The 18,800-nt window shown below is 73.2% G+C and carries 16 protein-coding genes; 7 read left to right on the forward strand and 9 right to left on the reverse strand.

Annotated elements, in window-relative coordinates; genetic code table 11:
* Positions 1–193 precede the first annotated feature (193 nt).
* Positions 194–1,054 carry a LysR family transcriptional regulator gene (locus tag ADL03_RS08005; protein ID WP_053732725.1) on the reverse strand — a complete coding sequence of 287 codons (861 nt, stop codon included), beginning with the start codon at positions 1,052–1,054 and terminating at the stop codon, positions 194–196.
* Between the two features lie 69 nt (positions 1,055–1,123).
* On the opposite strand from ADL03_RS08005, the gene ADL03_RS08010 reads away from it, so the two are divergent.
* The gene (locus ADL03_RS08010) at positions 1,124–1,720 is read left to right on the forward strand and encodes a short chain dehydrogenase (RefSeq protein ID WP_053732862.1); all 597 of its coding nucleotides are present in this window, start codon (positions 1,124–1,126) and stop codon (positions 1,718–1,720) included.
* Here the strand turns inward: ADL03_RS08010 and ADL03_RS08015 are convergent.
* A complete protein-coding gene (locus ADL03_RS08015) occupies positions 1,708–2,280 on the reverse strand; it encodes a helix-turn-helix domain-containing protein (RefSeq protein WP_053732726.1) in 573 nt (190 codons plus the stop codon). The genes ADL03_RS08010 and ADL03_RS08015 overlap by 13 nt on opposite strands.
* Positions 2,281–2,348: 68 nt before the next feature.
* On the opposite strand from ADL03_RS08015, the gene ADL03_RS08020 reads away from it, so the two are divergent.
* Positions 2,349–2,801 carry a DinB family protein gene (locus tag ADL03_RS08020; RefSeq protein WP_053732727.1) on the forward strand — a complete coding sequence of 151 codons (453 nt, stop codon included), beginning with the start codon at positions 2,349–2,351 and terminating at the stop codon, positions 2,799–2,801.
* Here ADL03_RS08020 and ADL03_RS08025 read toward each other — a convergent pair.
* Together ADL03_RS08025 and ADL03_RS08030 are read right to left on the reverse strand one after the other, a co-directional pair.
* Positions 2,798–3,931, reverse strand: coding sequence for an SGNH/GDSL hydrolase family protein (locus ADL03_RS08025; RefSeq protein WP_369808951.1), 1,134 nt, complete (start codon positions 3,929–3,931; stop codon positions 2,798–2,800). The genes ADL03_RS08020 and ADL03_RS08025 overlap by 4 nt on opposite strands.
* Positions 3,915–5,384, reverse strand: a complete 1,470-nt coding sequence (locus ADL03_RS08030) for an amidase (RefSeq protein WP_053732728.1) — start codon at positions 5,382–5,384, stop codon at positions 3,915–3,917. The genes ADL03_RS08025 and ADL03_RS08030 overlap by 17 nt, the downstream gene beginning before the upstream one ends.
* Before the next feature lie 271 nt (positions 5,385–5,655).
* On the opposite strand from ADL03_RS08030, the gene ADL03_RS08035 reads away from it, so the two are divergent.
* Complete coding sequence (locus tag ADL03_RS08035; RefSeq protein WP_053732729.1) at positions 5,656–7,269, forward strand: ABC-F family ATP-binding cassette domain-containing protein; 1,614 nt, start codon at positions 5,656–5,658, stop codon at positions 7,267–7,269.
* On the forward strand, positions 7,262–9,118 hold the full coding sequence (locus ADL03_RS49470) for an ABC-F family ATP-binding cassette domain-containing protein (protein ID WP_053732730.1): 1,857 nt from the start codon (positions 7,262–7,264) through the stop codon (positions 9,116–9,118). The genes ADL03_RS08035 and ADL03_RS49470 overlap by 8 nt, the downstream gene beginning before the upstream one ends.
* 244 nt (positions 9,119–9,362) lie before the next feature.
* Here the strand turns inward: ADL03_RS49470 and ADL03_RS08045 are convergent, their stop codons facing one another.
* From ADL03_RS08045 to ADL03_RS08055, 3 genes are all read right to left on the reverse strand, one after another.
* Positions 9,363–10,178 carry an aminoglycoside phosphotransferase family protein gene (locus tag ADL03_RS08045; RefSeq protein ID WP_197288195.1) on the reverse strand — a complete coding sequence of 272 codons (816 nt, stop codon included), beginning with the start codon at positions 10,176–10,178 and terminating at the stop codon, positions 9,363–9,365.
* A gap of 96 nt (positions 10,179–10,274) precedes the next feature.
* Positions 10,275–11,642 carry a M14 family zinc carboxypeptidase gene (locus tag ADL03_RS08050; protein WP_053732732.1) on the reverse strand — a complete coding sequence of 456 codons (1,368 nt, stop codon included), beginning with the start codon at positions 11,640–11,642 and terminating at the stop codon, positions 10,275–10,277.
* 109 nt (positions 11,643–11,751) lie between these two features.
* Positions 11,752–12,396 (reverse strand): helix-turn-helix domain-containing protein, encoded by a 645-nt coding sequence (locus tag ADL03_RS08055; protein ID WP_053732733.1) that lies wholly within the window; start codon positions 12,394–12,396, stop codon positions 11,752–11,754.
* A gap of 93 nt (positions 12,397–12,489) precedes the next feature.
* On the opposite strand from ADL03_RS08055, the gene ADL03_RS08065 reads away from it, so the two are divergent.
* Entirely contained in the window at positions 12,490–13,737 is a 1,248-nt protein-coding gene (locus ADL03_RS08065; protein ID WP_063798514.1) for an MFS transporter, read from the forward strand.
* A 76-nt stretch (positions 13,738–13,813) separates the two neighbouring features.
* Here the strand turns inward: ADL03_RS08065 and ADL03_RS08070 are convergent, their stop codons facing one another.
* Positions 13,814–14,977: an LLM class flavin-dependent oxidoreductase gene (locus ADL03_RS08070; protein WP_053732864.1), complete on the reverse strand. Its 1,164-nt coding sequence runs from the start codon at positions 14,975–14,977 to the stop codon at positions 13,814–13,816.
* Positions 14,978–15,328: 351 nt separating this feature from the next.
* On the opposite strand from ADL03_RS08070, the gene ADL03_RS08075 reads away from it, so the two are divergent.
* Together ADL03_RS08075 and ADL03_RS08080 are read left to right on the forward strand one after the other, a co-directional pair.
* Positions 15,329–16,018: a response regulator transcription factor gene (locus ADL03_RS08075; RefSeq protein ID WP_231641645.1), complete on the forward strand. Its 690-nt coding sequence runs from the start codon at positions 15,329–15,331 to the stop codon at positions 16,016–16,018.
* Positions 16,015–17,268, forward strand: coding sequence for a HAMP domain-containing sensor histidine kinase (locus tag ADL03_RS08080; RefSeq protein ID WP_197288196.1), 1,254 nt, complete (start codon positions 16,015–16,017; stop codon positions 17,266–17,268). The genes ADL03_RS08075 and ADL03_RS08080 overlap by 4 nt, the downstream gene beginning before the upstream one ends.
* Before the next feature lie 22 nt (positions 17,269–17,290).
* Here ADL03_RS08080 and ADL03_RS08085 read toward each other — a convergent pair whose 3' ends face one another.
* The gene (locus tag ADL03_RS08085; RefSeq protein ID WP_157528334.1) at positions 17,291–18,796 is read right to left on the reverse strand and encodes an aromatic amino acid ammonia-lyase; all 1,506 of its coding nucleotides are present in this window, start codon (positions 18,794–18,796) and stop codon (positions 17,291–17,293) included.
* Positions 18,797–18,800: the final 4 nt, after the last annotated feature.

Here is an 18,800-nt window from a genome sequence, read left to right on the forward strand (position 1 = left end):
GCGTGCCGCCGGGCGTGGGCGCACCGCATGCGCCGGGCGTGGGCGCACCGCATGGTGTCGAGCGTGGGCGCACCGCATGGCGCCGGGCGTGGGCGCGCCGCATGGCGTCGAGCGTGGGCGCGCAGCGTGACGTCGGACGTGTGGCCGGTGCACGGCGCCGGGCGTGGGCCGGTGCACCGCACGAGGCCGCGCCTCATCGCGGGTCCGACCGGTCGAGGTGGCGCCGGGCCAGCTCCACGAACGCCGCCGTCGACGGATGCGGCGGCGGCACCGGCCACGCGAGGTGGACGGTGATCGGGTCGGCATCGGTCAGCGGCAGGTAGGTGACGCCGGCGTGCGGGTGGTGGTGGATCGTCCCGGCGGCCGTGACGCCGACGGTCACGCCGGTCGCGATCGACGTCAGCCACTCCTCCACGCCCGGCACGTCCACGGTCCGCGGGCGTGCGCCGGAGGGCCACAGGTCGGCGGTGGTCGTCGCCGCCGTCTCGCACACGGCCACCGTCTCGCCCACCAGGTCGTCGAGCGCGACGGCCTCGCGGGAGGCGAGCGGGTGGTCTTCGGCGACGGCGGCGACGCGGGGTTCCTCGATCAGCGCCACATGGCCGATGTCGGCGCCTTCCGGCTGGGTGCGCAGCACGGCCACGTCCGCCTCGCCGCGCCGCAGTGCCGCCTCCGGGTCGTCGGAGCGGCGGATGCGCACGAGCACGTCCGGGTGCTCGGCCCGCCACTCGCGCAGGAACGGGATGGTGAACCGGCCGAGCGCCGCCCACGCGAAGGTCAGCCGCAACGGCTGCGGCTGGGTGGCCTCGGCGAGCGCGGTGTCGAGCTGGGTGAGGATGCGGTGGCTGTGCTCCCACAGGCGTCGTCCGCTGTCGGTCAGTGCGACGTGGCGGGTGGTCCGTTCGACCAGGCGCACGCCGAGCCGGCGTTCGAGCTGCTCCAGGGTGCGTGACAGCGCGGGCTGGGTGACGTGCAGCGCCAGGGCGGCACCGGTGATCGAGCGGTGGTCGCCGATGGCGGCGAGGGCCCGCAGGTGGCGCAGCTCGACATTCATGACTGCCGATCATAAGTGCTGCACGAGCGGCATTTCCGCAACGCCGCGAACGCGCCTAGCGTCGACGGCATGAGGATTTTGCTGGTTGGAGCGACCGGAACGTTGGGCACCGCCGTGCACCAGGAGCTCACCGAACGCAAGCACGACGTCGTCACCGTGGCCCGCACGGGCGGTGACCTGCAGTACGACGTGACGGACCCGGCCCAGGTGGCCGACCTGTACGCGGCGGTCGGCCAGGTCGACGCCGTCGCGGCGGCCGCGGGGTCGGTGCCGTACAAGCCGCTGGCCGAGCTGACCGTCGCCGACTACCAGGCCGGGCTCACCGGCAAGGTGCTGTCGCAGGTGGCGCTCGTGCGGGAGGGGCTCTCGCACGTGTCGCCGCGGGGGTCGTTCACGCTGATCACCGGCGTGCTGGCGCGCGAGCCCATCGTCACCGGGGCGGCGGCGTCGCTGGCCAACGGCGCGATCGAGGCGTTCGTCCGCGCGGCGGCGATCGAGCTGGCGCCGCAGCGGATCAACGCGGTCAGCCCGACGGTGTTCACCGAGTCGCTGGACGTCTACGGCGACTTCTTCCCCGGCATGAAGCCGGTGCCGCTGGCCGACGTGGTGCGGGCGTACGTCCGGTCGATCGAGGGGCAGCAGACCGGGCAGGTCTACGCCCTCTGACCGGGGCCGCGGACGTGCGTGCGCAGGCCCTGCGGGTCGAAGAGGATCAGCAGCTCGACCGCGTGCCCGTCCGCGCTGCCCAGCCAGTGCGGCTGGGAGGTGTCGAACTCGGCGGCCTCACCGGGCGGCAACGTCAGGTCGAGGTCGTCGAGGACCAGTCGCAGCTGTCCGTTGAGGACGTAGAGCCACTCGAAGCCGTCGTGCGTCTGCGGGGTCGGCTCGCGCAGCCGGCCGGGGATCAGCATCTTGAACGACTGCACGCCACCCGGCCGCCGCGACAGCGGGATGAACGTCATCCCGAACCGGTGGATCGGCGTGAGGTGGATGCGCGGGTCACCGGTGCGCGGGGCGCCGACGAGGTCGTCGAGCGGCACGTCGTAGGTGCGCGCCAACGGGAGCAGCAGCTCCAGCGTGGCCCGGCGCTGCCCGCTTTCCAGCCGCGACAGGGTGCTCTCCGAGATGCCGGTCGTCGTGGACAGCTCGGCGAGGGTGATGCCGCGGTGCTTGCGCAGTGCGCGCAACCGCGGTCCGACGCCGTCGAGCACCTCGTCAGTGGTCACGGGCGGCCATCTTGCCAGGGTGGCAAGTTTTCGTGTCAACTGTCGCGCCGTCTGGGAACACTGGCGTCATGCGTCGGGACACACCACCGCCCAGGACCGGCACCACCGAGACCGAGGTGCTGCGCGGGTTCCTCGACTACCTGCGCACCGCCGTCGCGGCGAAGGTCGAGGGCGTGCCGGAACCGCAGGCCAGGACGGCGCTGGTGCCGTCGGGCACAAGCCTGGCCGGATTGCTGAACCACCTCGCGTTCGTGGAGCGGGCGACGTTCCTCGGCGAGGTGGTGACGAACTGGAAGGCCACGTTCCGGGCACCGGACCACGACGTCGTCGCCCGCTACCGGGAGGCGGTCGCACGCGCGAACGAGGTGCTCGACGGGTGCACCGACCTCGCCGCACCGCTGCCCGGCCGCCGGGGACCGAGCGTGCGCTGGGCGCTCACCCACCTCATCGAGGAGACCGGCCGGCACGCGGGCCACGCCGATGTCCTCCGCGAGCTGGTCGACGGCACGACCGGGCGTTAGCCGAACGGACCGCCCGGCGCGAACGCGTACCGCGCGAACCGTTCGCCGATCAGCCGGTGCGTCTCGGTGTCCGGGTGCAGGGCGTCGGGCAACGGCAGCGCGACCGCGTCGTCGGGTCCGTACAACCGGGTCCCGTCCAGGTGGTGCAGCAACGGGTCGGCGCGGCGCTCCACGACGGACGCCAGCGCCTCGCGGATCACCCGCAGCGTCAACCGTCCCGGCTCCGGCTCGCCCGTCGCGATGAACGCGCGCCGACCGGCCGCCAGCTCGTCTAGATCGAGCGCACCGGGACCCGGTGTGTCCTCGTGGATGCCGCAGAAGATCGGCGACAGGAGCACCAGCGGGGTCTCGGGGTGGCCGTCGCGGATCGTGTCGAGGAACCCGTGCACCGCGGGCACGAACGCGCGCAGCCGCATGGCGTCGAAGTTCACGACGTTGATGCCGAGCTTCACGCTGATCAGGTCGGCGGGGCGGTCGCGCATGACCCGCGCGGTGAACGGGTCGACCAGGGCGCTGCCGCCGAGGCCGAGGTTGTGCAGCTCGACGCCACCGAGCCGGGCGGCCACGGCGGGCCAGATCGCGGTCGGCGTGGCGGCGTTCGACCCGTGGCTGATCGAGCTGCCGTGGTGCAGCCAGATCCGCTGCTGCGGGTCGAACGGCCGCAGCGGCGCGTCCGCGCGCAGCTCGACCAGGTCGACGACCTCGTTGTGCGGCAGCCAGATCTCCACGACCTTGGTGCCCTCGGCGAGGTCGTGGCGCTCGGTGTGGGGCGGGCCCGCGAAGAGCTCCGCCTCGCCGGTGCGCAGGTCGACCTCCTTGACGTCACCGCCGACGAGCTCGGTGCTGGCGGTCAGCGTCCCGTCCACCACGACGTCGACGCTGCCGCGCGGCCGGTCGAGGCCGCGGTAGGCCGTGCAGGTCGGGTGCAGGACCAGCTCGACGGTGCGGGCCTCGGTCTCCATCACCAGCCGCACGCCGGACGGGTGGCTCTCCACCGACAGCAGCTGCGGATCGGGGTAGCGCTCCCGCACCCACGCGGGCAGGCGGTGCGGGCGCAGGCCGCGCTCGGTCCGCTCCAGCTCGGCGGCGCCGCGCACGAGCGGTGCGACGGGTTCAGAGCGCAGGGACACGGTCACCCCACGGCAGCGCCTGTTCGAGCTGGGCGGCGAGCTTGATCAGCAGCGACTCGCCGTCCAGCGGCGCGACGAACTGGACACCGAGCGGCAGCCCGGCCGCGGTCCAGTGCAGCGGCAGCGAGATCGCCGGCCGGCCCGTGAGGTTCGCGAGCTGGGTGTAGGGCACCCAGCCGAGGTTGTCGCGGATCATGCCGTCGACGATCCCGGTGTTGCGCAGGAACCGGGCCGTGCGGGTCTTGAGCAGCACGTCGGTGGCCCGTTGCAGGGTGACCGGCAGCTCGAACGCGCCGATCTTCGGCGGCGGCGTGGCCAGCGAGGGCGTGAGCAGCAGGTCGTAGGACTCGAAGAACGTGCTGAGCCGCCGGGTGTGCTCGTGCCGGCGCTGCACCGCGTCCACGTAGTCGACGCTGCTCGTCGCCCTGCCCAGAGCGGCCATCAGCAGCGTGTCGCGTTCGAACGCGGCGTCCGGGGCCCCGGTGAGCCGCTTGGCCTCGGCGACCTTCCACGCGAGGTTCACGAACCAGCTCAGCAGGAAGTCGTGGGCCAGCGTCGCGTCGTCGAACGGCGCCTCCGGCAGCTCCTCCACCTCGTGGCCCAGCGACGTCAGCGCCTTCACCGCGGTGTCCACCGCCGCCCGTGCCTCGGGGTGCGGGTCCGGGTTGATCGCCGACGGCACCCGCACGCCGATCCGCAGCTTGCCCGGCTCCTCGTTGACGCACGACGCGTATGACGCACCGGGCATCCCGGGCGTGTACGGCCCGTACGGCTCACCGCCGCAGATCACGTCGAGCATCGCCGCCGTGTCGCGGACCGTGCGCGAGACGACGCCCTGCACGGCCGCACCGTGCATCATCTCGGCGGTCCCCGGCCCGAACGGCGTGAGCCCGCGCCCCGGCTTCAGCCCGACCAGCCCGCAGCAGGCCGCGGGGATCCGGATCGAGCCGCCGCCGTCGTTCGCCCCGGCGCACGGCACGATCCCGGCCGCGACCGCCGCCGCCGACCCTCCGGAGGACCCGCCGGGCGTGTGGTCGAGGTTCCACGGGTTGCGTGCGGGCCCCCACACCTCCGACTCGCTGATCGCCTTGGCACCGAACTCCGGCAGGTTCGTCTTGCCGAAGATCACCAGGCCCGCGTCGAGCCAGCGCCGCACCACCGTGGAGTGCTCGGTGGCCGGGAGCGACCGCAGCGACCGCGACCCGTTCGAGGTGGGCAGGCCCGCGTAGTCCTGGCCGAGGTCCTTGATCAGGAACGGCACGCCGGCGAACGGGCCGGTGAGGTCGTCCGACGGCGTCGCGGAGACGCCGCGGACGATCGCGTTGAGCCGCGGGTTCACGGCCTCCGTGCGCTCCTGCGCCACGGCCAGCAGCTCGGCGGCCGACACCTGCTTCTCCGCGACCAGTCGCGCCAGCCCGGTGGCGTCATACCTGCGGTACTCGTCGAAGTCCACGTGATCAACGTAGCCGCTCCCCCCGCCGGGAACGCTGCCCCGCACGTCGGATCATGTGCCGAATTCCACCGAGCGGAGCAACCGGGTCGGCTGCTAACCTCGGAGGGGTAGAGATCAACCTCCTCGAAGGAGCTCGGCGTGCTGGTGGGTGAAGACGACATCTCCGGGTGAGCCCGGGATGTGACAGGCCATCGTCGGCGGTGGCCGTTTCGTCGTCCCCTTTTCCACCCGCGCGGGTGGCCGCGCGCACGCACATCCCGAGGTCTCACCCATGTCTTCCGACGCCTATGTCGTCGTGTCCGGCCTGTCCTTCTCCTGGCCGGACGACACCCAGGTCTTCGACGGCCTGTCCGTCACGTTCCCCGGTGGCCGCACCGGTCTCGTCGCGCCCAACGGCGCGGGCAAGTCGACGTTGCTCAAGCTCATCGCGGGTGCGCTGACCCCGTCCGGCGGCAGCGTGTCCGTCGACGGCGTCCTCGGCTACCTCCCGCAGGACCTGCCGCTCACCGCGGAGCTGACCGTGGCCGAGGTGCTCGGCGTCGCGGCGGTGCTGCGCGCGATCAAGGCGGTCGAGTCCGGTGACGTCGGCGAGGAGCACTTCACCGTCATCGGCAGCGACTGGGACGTCGAGGAACGCACCCGCGCGCAGCTCGACCGGCTCGGTCTCGGCGAGGTCGGGCTGGACCGGCGGCTCGGCACGCTCAGCGGCGGCCAGGTCGTGTCGCTCGGGCTCGCGGCCCAGCTGCTGCGGCAGCCGGACGTGCTGCTGCTCGACGAACCGACCAACAACCTCGACCTGGACGCCCGCCGGCGGCTCTACTCGGTGCTCGACGACTGGCGCGGCTGCCTGCTCGTGGTGAGCCACGACCGCGCGCTGCTCGACCGGGTGGACCGCATCGCTGAGCTGGACGGCGGCGAGATCCGGTTCCACGGCGGCAACTTCAGCGCCTACGAGGAGTCGGCCGCCGCTGAGCGGGAGGTCGCGGAGAAGAACATCCGCAGCGCCGAGCAGGAGGTCAAGCGCGAGAAGCGGGAGATGCAGCAGGCCCGCGAACGCGCCGCCCGCCGTGCGAGCAACGCCCAGCGCAACCTCTCCAACGCGGGTCTGCCGAAGATCTTCGCCGGCAACATGAAGCGCAACGCCGAGGTGTCCGCCGCCAAGGCCGACGGCACGCACGCGGCCCGCCTCAGCGCCGCGAAGACCCGGCTCGACCAGGCCGAGCGCTCGCTCAGGGAAGACCAGAAGATCAGCCTGGAGCTGCCGCGGACCGCCGTTCCCGCCGGGCGCACGTTGTTCCTGGGCACGGACATCCGGGTGCGCGACCTGTTCGACGGCGCGGACCTCGCGATCCGCGGCCCGGAACGCATCGCCCTGTCCGCACCCAACGGCGCGGGGAAGTCGACGCTGCTGCGGGTGGTCGAGGGGTCGCTGACGCCCGACAGCGGCGAGGTGAAACGCGCGGACGGCCGGATCGCGTACCTGTCGCAGCGCCTGGACCTGCTCGACGACACCCGCACCGTGGCGGAGAACCTGGCCGCGTTCGCACCGGAGATGCCGCAGGCCGAGCGGATGAACCTGCTGGCGCGCTTCCTGTTCCGCGGCGCGCGGGCACACCTGCCGGTCGGGGTGCTGTCCGGCGGGGAGCGGCTGCGGGCGACGCTGGCGTGCGTCCTGTTCGCCGAACCCGCGCCGCAGCTGTTGTTGCTCGACGAACCGACGAACAACCTCGACCTGGTCAGCGCCGCGCAGCTGGAGAGCGCGTTGAACGCCTACCAGGGCGCGTTCGTCGTCGTGAGCCACGACGAGCGGTTCCTGAGCGAGGTGAGGATCGACCGCCGGCTGCGGCTGGCGGACGGCAAGCTGCTGGAGACCGCTCGTGGCTGAGGCGTTGGTGGCGCACGAGCTGGTGCGCGTGTTCGGTGGCCGCAGGGTGCTCGACGGGGTGTCGCTCACCGCGGCCCCCGGCCGGCGCATCGGCCTGATCGGTGAGAACGGCGCGGGCAAGTCGACCGTGCTGCGGCTGCTCGCGGGCGTCGACCAGCCCGACGGCGGCCGGGTGGAACGGCCGCGGGACCTGGGTTTCCTGCACCAGGAGATGCCGTTCCCGGCGTCGGCGACGGTCGCGGAGGTCGTCGCCGACGCGCTGGCGGACGCCCGCGAGGACCTCGCCGCACTGGACCGGCTCGGTGTGCTGCTCGCCGACGCGCCCGACGACGAGGAGCTGCTCGCCGCGTACGCCGAGCAGCTCGACCAGGCGCAGCGGCACGAGGCGTGGGACGCGGACCGGCGCGCCGAGATCGTCCTGGGTGGACTCGGCCTGGGTGAGGTGTCCTGGGACCGCACCCTCGGTTCGCTCTCCGGCGGCCAGTGCCGCCGTCTCGCGCTGGCCGCACTCGTGGTGCGCAGGCCGTTGGCGCTGCTGCTGGACGAGCCGACCAACCACCTCGACGACGCCGCGGCCGCGTTCCTGGAGGCACGGCTGCGCGAGCTGCCCGGCACCGTCGTGGTGGCGAGCCACGACCGGGCGTTCCTCGACGCGGTGTGCACGGACCTGGTCGACCTCGACCCGGCCGTGGACGGCCCGGTCCGGTTCGGCGGCACCTACAGCGAGTACGTGGCGCAGAAGCGGTCCGACCGCGAACGCTGGGAACGCCGCCACGCCGAGGAGCAGGAGGAGCTGGCCGCGTTGCGGTCGGACCTGGAGCTGACCGCGCACCGGGTCGCGCCGAACCGGGCCATGCGCGACAGCGACAAGATGGGCTACGGCGTGCGCGCGAACCGCGTGCAGAGCCAGATCTCCCGGCGGGTCCGCAACACCGCCCGGCGGCTGGAGGAGCTGGAACGCCGGGCCGTGCCCGCTCCGCCGCGCCCGCTGCGGTTCCACGCCGAGCTGGCGTCGACGGCCGACGGCCGGGCACCGGTGCAGCCGCCCGCCACAGCCGACGAGCGTGCACGACCGCGGCAGCCCGCCACGGCGGACGACCGCCCGGCCCCACCGCAACCGCGCGCCGCAGCCGACGCGCGGGCACGACCACAGCCACCCGCCACGGCGGACGACCGCCCGGCACGACCGCAACCGCCCACCACGGCGGACGACCGCCCGGCACGACCACAGCCGCCCGCCACGGCGGACGACCGCCCGGCCCGACCACAGCCGGCCACCGCGGCGGACGACGTTCTCCTGTCGCTGCGGCAGGTCCACGTGCCCGGCCGTCTCACCCTCGACCTCCTCGACGTGCCCGAAGGCGCCCGGCTGCTCGTGACCGGCCCCAACGGCTCCGGCAAGTCGACGTTGCTGCTCGCGATGGCCGGTCGGCTGGACGTCACGGGGGTGCGGCGCCGGTCCGGTCTGCGGGTGGGCCTGCTCGACCAGGACACCGCGTTCGAGCACCCCCGCCGCACCGCCAGGGCCACCTACGGGCGTGCGGTCGGCGCGGAACGGGCCGCGCGGGTGCCGCTGGAGTCGTTGGGGCTGCTGCACCGGTGGGACCTGGGCAAGGCGGTCGGGGCGTTGTCGGTGGGCCAGCGCCGCCGCCTCGCGCTCGCGGTGCTCGTGGCCGACCCGCCGGAGCTGCTGTTGCTCGACGAGCCGACCAACCACCTGTCGCCGACGCTGTGCGACGAGCTGGAGGACGCGCTGGGGCCGGGGCCGGGTGCGATCGTGGTCGCGAGTCACGACCGCTGGCTGCGACACCGCTGGGAGGGAACGGAAGTCGCGCTGCCGCAGCGGTGAGCAGCGTCGCGGGCGGGTGATGGCGAAGCGGCCGCCGGGGTCGGTCTGCCACCGGTCGACCTGCCCGGCGGTCGGCATGAGCGCACCTCCCCACCGGCGGGCACCGGCGGACACCGCGGGCACCGGCGGACACCGCGGGCACCGGCGGGCACCGCGGGCACCGGCGGGCACCGCGGGCACCGGCGGGCACCGCGGGCACCGCGGGCACCGCGGGCACCGGCGGGCACCGGCGGGCACCGGCGTCCTACCTGACCAGGTCCACCAGCTCGTCGACCACCGGCTCCGCGGCGCCCGCACCGATCCGGGCGACCACGAAGAACGGCGCGATGACCCGTGCCCAGGCGAACAGCCGGTCCCCGTCGAGGTCGCACGCCGCCGCCACCGCCGCGCACCGGGCCGTGACGCCCTCCTGCCCGGCGCCGGTGAGCACGAGGTCGACCGCGTCGAAGCACGGATCTCCCACGCACGCCTTGGGATCCACCGCCACGAGCCCCCGCGCGGGGCCGGCGTCGAGCGCGTTGCCCGGATGCAGGTCGCCGTGCAGCAGCACGGGCGCACCGGTCGTGTCGAGCAGGCGCGCGCACCGCTGCATCGCCCGAGCCCAGTCGATCGGGCCGATCCGCGCGGCCACGGCGGGGTCGCCAAGCCGGCGGCCGACGCGGGCGAAGGCCTCCTCGCACCGCGCCCGCAGCGTGCCGGTCGGCTGCTCGGGCACGCCGACGCCGTGCAGCGCGGCGAGCAGGTCCGCCCACAGCGCGGGAAGGGCGTAGGCGGGCAGGTCCTCCGCCGCCGTGCCGGGCAGCACCTCCTCCAGGACGACCGCGCCGGCGTCGGCGTCGAACGCGAGCACCGCCGGCACCCGGCCGGACGGGGCGAACAGGGCGAGCGCGGCGGCCTGGGCGGCGATCAGGTCGCGGTCCCGGCCGACCTTGAGCACGGCGGGGGTGCCATCGGGCCAGCGGCAGCGCATCACGGTGGCGGCCGAGCCGCCCTCGAACGGCGCACCGAGCGAAAGTCCCCAGCGGGTGGCCAGGCGGGTGGTCGTGCGGTCCAGGTCCACCTCGATCACCTTTCCGCATCGGCGGTCCGGCGTCGATCAGTTGGACGAATCCGTGCGCTGGGCGAACACATCGCCGCAGGAGTGAGCCGCGACCTCTCAGGCCCCGCCGTACGGGTTGGCCGCCTTGCGCGCGGCGTAGGTCAGCATCGGCTTGACCTTCGCCCAGTGGCCGTCCTGGCAGGAGTAGGCGGGCAGGAACCCGGCGCAGTCGCCCTCCCAGTTGCCGATCTCCCAGGTGTAGTGCGGAACGCCGAGCTCGCCGTAGACCCAGTCGTCGATCGAGCCGCCCGCGGTGTAGAGCAGCTCACCCGGCTGCCCGTACTCCCAGCCGGGCCCGGCGAGCTGCGCCATGTCCCGCGCCATCGCGCGCAACGGGCCGTCGTTCGGTGACGGCGTCGTCGTGTACCCCCACGGCAGAAGCACGACGTTGAGCGCGCTGTGCATCGTGACGACCATGCCGCGGGTGTCCGGGTCGGCCGGCGCGGTGTCGCCGGGCGCGCGCTTGTCCGGGTAGAGCGAGCGGAACAACCGCTCCAGTGCCCTGGTCTCCACCTCGGAGTCGGCCTTCGGGCCGCGGTAGACCTGGCTGCACGGGTCGCTCGACGTGCCGTTGTCGCCCCACTGCGCGCTGAGGTTGCGGTTGAGGTCGATGCCGGCCTGCGCGTTCGGGTCCTGGGTGGTCGGGCAGTGCCTGGGGCCGTTGGTGTGGTTGGCGTTCTTGCGCTGCAGCTTCGGCGTGTCACCGCCGGACTGGACGATCTGCACGCCGTCGGGGTTGCCGATCGGGATGACCCAGACCTCGGTGGTGTCGAGCAGGGCGGTCACCTCGGGGTCGCGGCCGTAGCCGGTGGTGAGGTGGTCGATCCAGCGCCACGCCAGGTCGCCGGTCGTGATCTCCCGCGCGTGCACCTGCGCGGACACGAGGAACCGGGGTTTGCGCGCGGTCGGCGTGAGCCGGCAGTCGCCGGGGGTCCTCCTGGTGATGCAGATGGCTTTCAGGTCGTAGCCGCCCGCGCCCTGCGTCTTGCGCCACGAGTCGCCGTAGTCGACGACGGTCGCGAGCCGCGGGTACCGCCAGCCGGTCTGGTCGAGGTGCGCGTAGTGCGCCTTGATGGTGCGGTAGCCGCCGTAGTACGTCTCGTTGACGCCCGTGCCGCGGGTGCCGGGCGCGAACCGCGCCGGTGACATCACCTGGTCGACGCTTCCGGCGAAACCGACGTCGGCGAGCCTGCGGTGCACGTCCTGGGTGCCCAGGACGAACAGGTCGTCGCCGTCGCGTTGTTCGAGCACGTCGAACCCGCGGGCCAGCAGGTCCTGCGCCTTCTGCCCGAGCGGCGCCGGGACGCGGTAGACGTAGGTCGGCCCGTCGGGCACCGGTTGCGGTGGTGGCGGCGCGGCCACCGACGTTCCGACCAGGAAGGCCACGCTGGCGGCGCCCGCCAGCGCGAGGCTCAGCCGTTTCATCGCATCTCCTCGGGTGACCGTCGGTGACCAAGCGGCTACCCGACCCTAGCGAGGGTGCGGCCCCGTGACCGCGACTTGGCGCGATCCGGTCCGGTTCGGAGGTGGTGGATCAGGGACGGGTGAACACCCGCAGGAACGTGTCCAGCAGCTTCTTGGAGCCCTTGAGCTCCACCTGGCCGAGCCGGGCGGCGCGGACGATCGCCCGGTAGGACGCCGGTACGTCGTCGGGCACCTCGGCGGTGATGACCAGGTCGGCCGGTTCCGGCGCGGGCCCGATCCCGGAGGTGAGCTTGCCGTCGGTGACCACCGCGTGCACCACGAGGTCACGGGCGTGCAGCTCGAAGGACGCGGTCAGCCCGGCCGCCTCCTCCTGCCGGAAGTTGGCGCGCAGGTTCAACGTCGCGCCGTCCGGCGTGACGCGGTCCCCCGGCTGCGGGTCGCCGAGCTGGGTGCTGCCCCAGCGGCCGAGTGCGAGCAGCGCGGGCTCCAGCTCCTGGCCGAGCGGGGTGAGCGCGTAGACCACGCCGCGCTGCGGCGCCGGTGCGACCTGGCGTTCCACGATGCCCGACTGCTCCAGCTCCTTGAGGCGCGTGGACAGCACGTTCGACGGGATGCCCGCGAGCCCTTCCTGCAGGTCGGTGTACCTGCGCGGCCGGATCATGAGGTCGCGGACGACCAGCAGCGCCCACCGCTCGCCCACCAGCTCCAGGGCGCGGGCGATGCCGCAGTACTGACCGAACTCGCGTCGCTTCACCCACTCACCATAGCAAGCTTGCATAAAACATGCTCAGACTGTTCATAGAAGTTTACTTGCAAAAGTGAAGTAGACGCGGCTACCTTCGCCACCATGACCGCTGTCCAGGAAGACCAGACGCTGACCGGATCCCCCTCGCCCCGCCGCAGATCCACGCCGTGGCCCACCGTGAGCAGGTCCACGGGCTTCGCGGGCATCTCGGCGGCGATGGTCGCGGTGCTCGTCGCGGCGGGCGCGCCCACGCCGCTGCTGCCGATCTACCAGGCGCGCTGGGGCTTCCCCGCGTGGCAGCTGACCCTGGCGTTCGGCATCTACGCCTTCTCGCTGCTGGTCGCGATGCTGGTGATCGGGTCGCTGTCGGACCACGTCGGCCGCCGCCCGCTGATGATCGCCGCCCTCGCGCTCGAACTGGTCGCGATGCTGACGTTCCTGTTCTCGCCGTCGATCGGCTGGCTGGTCGTCGCCCGGCTGGTGCAGGGCGTCGCCACCGGCGCCGCGTCGAGCTCGCTCAGCGCCGCCGTCGTCGAGCTGGCGCCCGCGCACCGCAAGAAGCTCGGCGCGATGATGACCAGCCTCGCCCCGCTGGCCGGCCTGGGCATCGGCGCGCTGTTCTCCGGCCTGCTCGCGCAGTTCGCGTCCGACGCGGCGTTCGAGGTGTGGCTGGTGCTGACCGTGGTCATGGCGCTGGGCACGCTTTTCACGCTGGTCACCCCCGAGACCGCGACCCGCAAGCCCGGCGCGCTGGCGTCGCTGCGGCCGCGGCTGTCGCTGCCCGTCCAGGTCCGCGGGCTGTACCTGGCCGCACTGCCCGGCATCGTCAGCTCGTTCCTGATGATGACGCTGTTCATGGGCCTGGTGCCGGTCGTGCTGGTGGCCGTGTTCGCCGTGCACAGCCCCTTCCTCGGGGCGCTGGCCGCGTTCGTGACGTTCGCCGCCGCGACCGGCGCCGCCGCGTTCACCTCCGCGGTGCGCCCGCACCTCCTGCGGACGCTGGGCACGAGCTCGCTCACCTTCGGCGCGGTCCTGTTCGTGGCCGCCATCGGCGCGCACGCGTTGCCGCTGCTCTGGGCCGCCGCGCTGTTCTCCGGACTCGGCCTGGGCGCGTCGTTCTCCGGCACCACCCGCGGCCTCGTCCCCGAGGTCGAACCGCACCAGCGCGCCGGTCTCTTCACCGCGATCTACGTCGCCGGCTACGTGGCGATGGGCGTCTCCGCGGTCGTCGCGGGCCTGGTCGTCGGCCTCGTCGGCGTCGCCATGACGGCGATCGGCTTCGGTGTCGTCATGGCCGTGACCGCGTTGCTCGGCGTGATCACCACCGCCTCCCCCGGGCACCGCAGGTGACGTGCGGTGCTCGCCGCGAACGGCGGCGAACACCCGCCCCGGTGTGACCGCGCGGGCCACACCGGGGTGCCGGGACTCAGCCCCGGTCGAACTCCGGGATCAGCTCGCCGATCAGCCGGATGCTCGTCATCACCTCGTCCGCCCCGATCGGCCCGATCTGCTGCAGGCACATCAACCGGTCGATCCCGAGGTCCGCGTACTGGCGCAGCTTCTTGCGGCACGTGTCCGGACTGCCCACGATCAGCGACTGCTGCGCCGACAGCACCTCGAACAGCTCGTCCTCCGGCACGTCCTCGCCCTGCAGGACCCGCCCGATCACGAGCTGCGCCTCCGTCGGCGCCGCGTCCGCCTCGGCACGCAGGAACTCGCCGGTGAGACCACCGTCGCCGGCCGCGAGGATGTCCTGGTGGCGCTGCATGGTCGCCGCGAACTCGGCCGCGGCGTTGAAGAAGCGCAGCGCCGTGACGGTGTACCAGGCGGCGGCCGCGGCAGCGCCGTTGCGCATCGCCTGCTCGCCGGTCTCCGCGCAGTGCACGAAGGTGAAGTACGCGACCTGGTTGTTGACGAACTCCCCGACCGGCGAGGTGCACTCGGCCGCGGCGGCGCGGTAGAGCTCGATCATGCGGGCCACCCGGTCGATGGACTCCCAGATCGTCGTGCCGAGCACGCCGACACCGCGGCGACCGGCCTCCTCGAACGACGTCGGGGACGCGGCGGCCTGCCACAGCGGCGGGTGCGGCGACTGCAGCGGCTTCGGGACGATCGAGACGTCGGAGACCTCGTAGTGCGGGCCGCTGTGGGAAAAGCGGTCGGTCGTCCACATCTTCGGCACCATCTCGAACGCCTCCGCGGTCTGGGCGCGGGCGTCGGCGGGGTCGATGCCGAACAGGTTCCACTCGGGGATGGTGGAGCGGGTCATCCCCAGCTCGACCCGGCCGCCGCTGAGGTGGTCGAGGGTGGCGGCACGCTCGGCGACGCGGATCGGGTGGTTGAACCGGCCCGGCGCGAGGACGGCCGCGTGACCGAGCCGGATGCGGGAGGTCTGCTGCGACAGGGCGGCCAGCATCAGTTCCGGCGCCGAGGACAGGCTGAACTCCCCCGCCCCGTGGTGCTCGACCTGCCACCAGCACCCGTAGCCGAGCTCGTCGGCCAGGCGCGCCTGGTCGAGGGCCTGGCGGAAGCGGAACTGCTCGGGGGCCGGGCCGGGGTTCTGGATCTCGTTGAACAGGTCGATCTTCATCGGCACACCTCACGTCGTGCGGACACCAAGGCTGATGTCTCCGCGGGCGACCGAGTCGTTACGTCGGCAATACAAGCACCGCGCCGGGGAATTAATCTCGACCTGCACTGAAGTTATTGAGTGATTTGAACCGCCGTCTGCCGGCATCACCGTTCACAGTGACCGCGACACCGCTGGTCACGAGCGTCCGCTCGTTCACCGTGAAATTACCGGTCGACCGCTGTGGCAGAGCCAGGAAAGGGCTTTCACGTGGCCGAACGGCCGTCCGGTCGCGCGGCGGGACGGAGATCGACACCTCAGCGCCAGGCCGGTGATCTGTCCGTCGTCACAACCGCGTGCGATTCTGGCGACGTGCGGGAAAACTCCAGGTCGGGACAGGCACACGCGTTCCGGCTGCTGCTCGTCGACGACGACCGGGAGCTGGTCGAACTGCTCTCCGCCGTGCTGCGGGCCGAAGGGTATGCCGTGGACGTCGCGCTGGACGGGCAACGGGGCCTGCACCTCGCGCTCACCCGGCCCTACGACGTGGTGGTCGTCGACCGCGGCCTGCCGGTGATCGACGGCCTGGACCTGGTGGCACGGCTGCGTTCCCGGTCCGTCCGCACGCTCGCGCTGATGCTCACCGCGATGGGCGGGGTGGACGACCGGATCGACGGCCTGGACGCCGGCGCCGACGACTACCTCGTGAAACCGTTCGACCTGGGCGAGCTGATCGCACGCCTGCGAGCGTTGTGCCGCCGTGCGGCGGAACTGGCCGCGGTGCTGCGCATCGGCTCCGGCCAGCTCGACCTCCAGCAGCACGAGGTGGTGCTGCCCGACGGCGAACGCGTTCCGCTCACCACCAGGGAGTTCGCGCTGCTGCGGGCACTGGCCACGCATCCGGAGACGGTGCACACGCGCTCGGCGTTGCGGCGGACGGTCTTCCACGACGCGCCATCACCATCCATTGTGGACACTTACGTGCACTACCTGCGCAGCAAGGTGGGGCGCTCGGTGGTGCGAACGGTCCAGGGGGTCGGCTACCGGTTGGGGGCCCTGTGAGGGCGTGGGCCGAGGCGGAACGGACCGAGCTGCGCCGGGCACGGCTGCGGATCAGCCTGCTGGTGGGTGTGGCGCTCACGCTGATGATCGCCTTCGTCGGCGGCATCGCGTACTCCGTGATGGCACAGGCGCAGCAGTCTCTGGTGAGCCGGGAGCTCCGGTACAACGTCAGGTTCGGCGTCCCCGGCACCGCGCCCCGGTGCGCCTGGGTGTTCTCGCTGCGCGACGGTGTCCTGGACGTGGGCCTGCTGGACGTCCCGCGCGGCTTCCCGGTGAACGACGACATCGCGGCCGTCCGCACGTCCGGCTCGACGATCGAACGTTCCGTGGTGGCCAACGACACCGAGTACCTCGTGCTCACCCAGCCCGGCCCCGACGGCGCGACCGTCCAGGCCGTGTTCGACACGCGGTACCAGCTCGCCGACCGGCGGCACCTGTTGCGGGCCCTGGGAATCGCGCAGGTGTGCGGCCTGCTCGCCGCGGCCCTGGTCGGCCTGGGCGTGAGCCGCCGCACCGTGGCACCGCTCGCCGAAGCCCTGGCACGCCAACGCCGGTTCGTCACCGACGCGAGCCACGAGCTGCGCACCCCGATCGCACGGGCGTACACGCGCGCACAGGTGCTGGTCCGCCTGGCCGCGGCCGCCGACCTGCCCGGCGACCACCGCGACAGCCTGGACGAGCTGGCCAGGTCGATCCGCGGCCTCGGCGACGTCGTCGACGACCTGCTGCTGTCCGCGCGGCTGAGCCGCGAGCTCGACGGCCGCCCGGTGGAGCTCGCCGAGATCGCGGCCGCGGCGGTCTCCGGTGAGGCCGACCGCGCCGCCGAACGCCGGATCGCGCTGGGCTTCGAACACCCGGCGGGACCGGTGGTCGTGGTCGGCGTGGAGACGGCGTTGCGGCGTGCGGTGGACGAGCTGCTGGCCAACGCGGTGCGGCACACGCCGGAGGGCGGGCGGATCGACGTGCGGGTCGGCTCGCGGGCCGGGTACGCCGCCGTGGAGGTCGCCGACACCGGGAAGGGGTTCGACCCGGCCATGGGCGAGCGGCTCTTCGAACGGTTCCAGCACGGGGCGGGCGAGAAGCGGTTCGGGCTCGGCCTCGCGCTGGTGCGGGAGATCGTGACGAGCCACGGGGGTGCGGTGGAAGCCGTCGGGCATCCGGGGCGCGGGGCGCGGTTCACGTTGCTGCTGCCGATGGCCGGACAGCAGCCTCGGGAGGTCGCGACGCAGGCGGTGACCGCGTGCCCGTGACGCTGCACGGGCCGGTGCCGGCTCACCGCACCTGACGATCCCAGCTCGTCACCACCTCCCCCGCCACCCGCACGTCCTCGTCCAGCGGCCGGTCCGGATCCACCGGCTCGATCGCCGCGACGAGCGCGTCCAGCAGCTCCGCGCACCGGGGCGCGGTCGGCCGCCGTCCGCCCACGTGCACCGCCTGCCGCAGTCCCAAAGCCAGCGATCCGCACAGCAGCCGCAACAGCTCGGCGAGGTCGTACGCGCGCAAGGCGGCCTGGGTGCCGAACGGCACCACGTCCTGGTTGTGCAGGTTCGTCGGCAGACTTTGCGTGCTGGCCGGCACGGCGCAACGGCGCATTTCCGCGACGAACGCCGTGGTCGCCAGCTGCACGCCCTGCAGTCCGTGCTGCTGGCCCGGTCCCGCGGCCAGCATCGGTGGCAGGCCGGTGTTGCGTGCCGGGTCGACCAGCAGGTCCAGCTGCCGTTCGGCGAGGTTGCCCAGCGAGGTGGTCACCATGGCGAGCAGGTCGCCGGCGAACGCGGCGGGCTGGCCGAAGAAGTTGCCGCCGTGGGCCACGAGGTCGTCGCCGGGGAAGAACAACGGGTTGTCGCTCACCCCGGACAGGTCCGCGGCCACCACGCCGTCCACGTACCGCAGCGCGTCCTCGCAGGCGCCGAGCAGCTGTGGCGAGCACCGGATGCTGTACGGCTCCTGCAACGGGCGGTCGCCGCTGGGCCGAGTGCCGTCCAGAAGTACGCGCATGTGGTCGGCGACCACGCGGGCGCCTCCGTGGCCGTAGGCGGCGATCAGCCGTGGGTCCAGAAAACCCGGGTCGGCACCGAGAACGTCCGTCAGCAGACAGGTCAGGTCCTGCACGGCGCGGTGTGACGCGCGCACGGACGACAACGCCAGCGAGAGCGCCGCCGTCGTGACCGAGGTGCCGTTCACCAGGGCCAAGGCGTCGCGTCCGTCCAGCGACAACGGCGTCAGGCCGGCCGACGCCAGCGCCTCCGCCGCGGGCAGGCGGGCGCCGTCCAGATAGGCGAATCCCCTGCCGCGCAACGCCTGTGCCGCGTAGGCCAGCGGGATCAGGTCACCGCTCGCGCCCACCGAGCCGAAGCGGGGCACCGCGGGCACGAACCTCGAGGCGAACATCGCGGACAGGCCGTCGACCACGTGCGCCGACACGCCGGACAGGCCCTGGGCCAGCGACCACGTCCGCACCAGCAGGGCGGCGCGCACGACGTCCGGCGGGAGGTCCGGTCCTTGGCCCGCGCCGAGGTGTGCGAGGGTGTTGTCGCACTGGTCGGCCTCGGAGGCGCGGCCCGCGAAGCCCACGAGAGCGCCGAATCCGGTCTTGGCGCCGTAGACGGGGCGGTCGTCGTCGGCGAGAACGCTGCGGAGGTGGTCGCGGCCCTCCTGGAGACGGGTGGCGACGGCGGGGCCGGCGAGCACCTCCAGGGGTGCGGCCGCGCGGAGGAGGTGCTCGCCGGTCAGCGGTGCGCCGAGGTCCACGGTGGTGCGGGAAGCGGTCGTGGTCACCCCC

The sequence above is a fragment of the Nocardia sp. NRRL S-836 genome (assembly GCF_001279525.1).
Classification (GTDB): domain Bacteria; phylum Actinomycetota; class Actinomycetes; order Mycobacteriales; family Pseudonocardiaceae; genus Lentzea.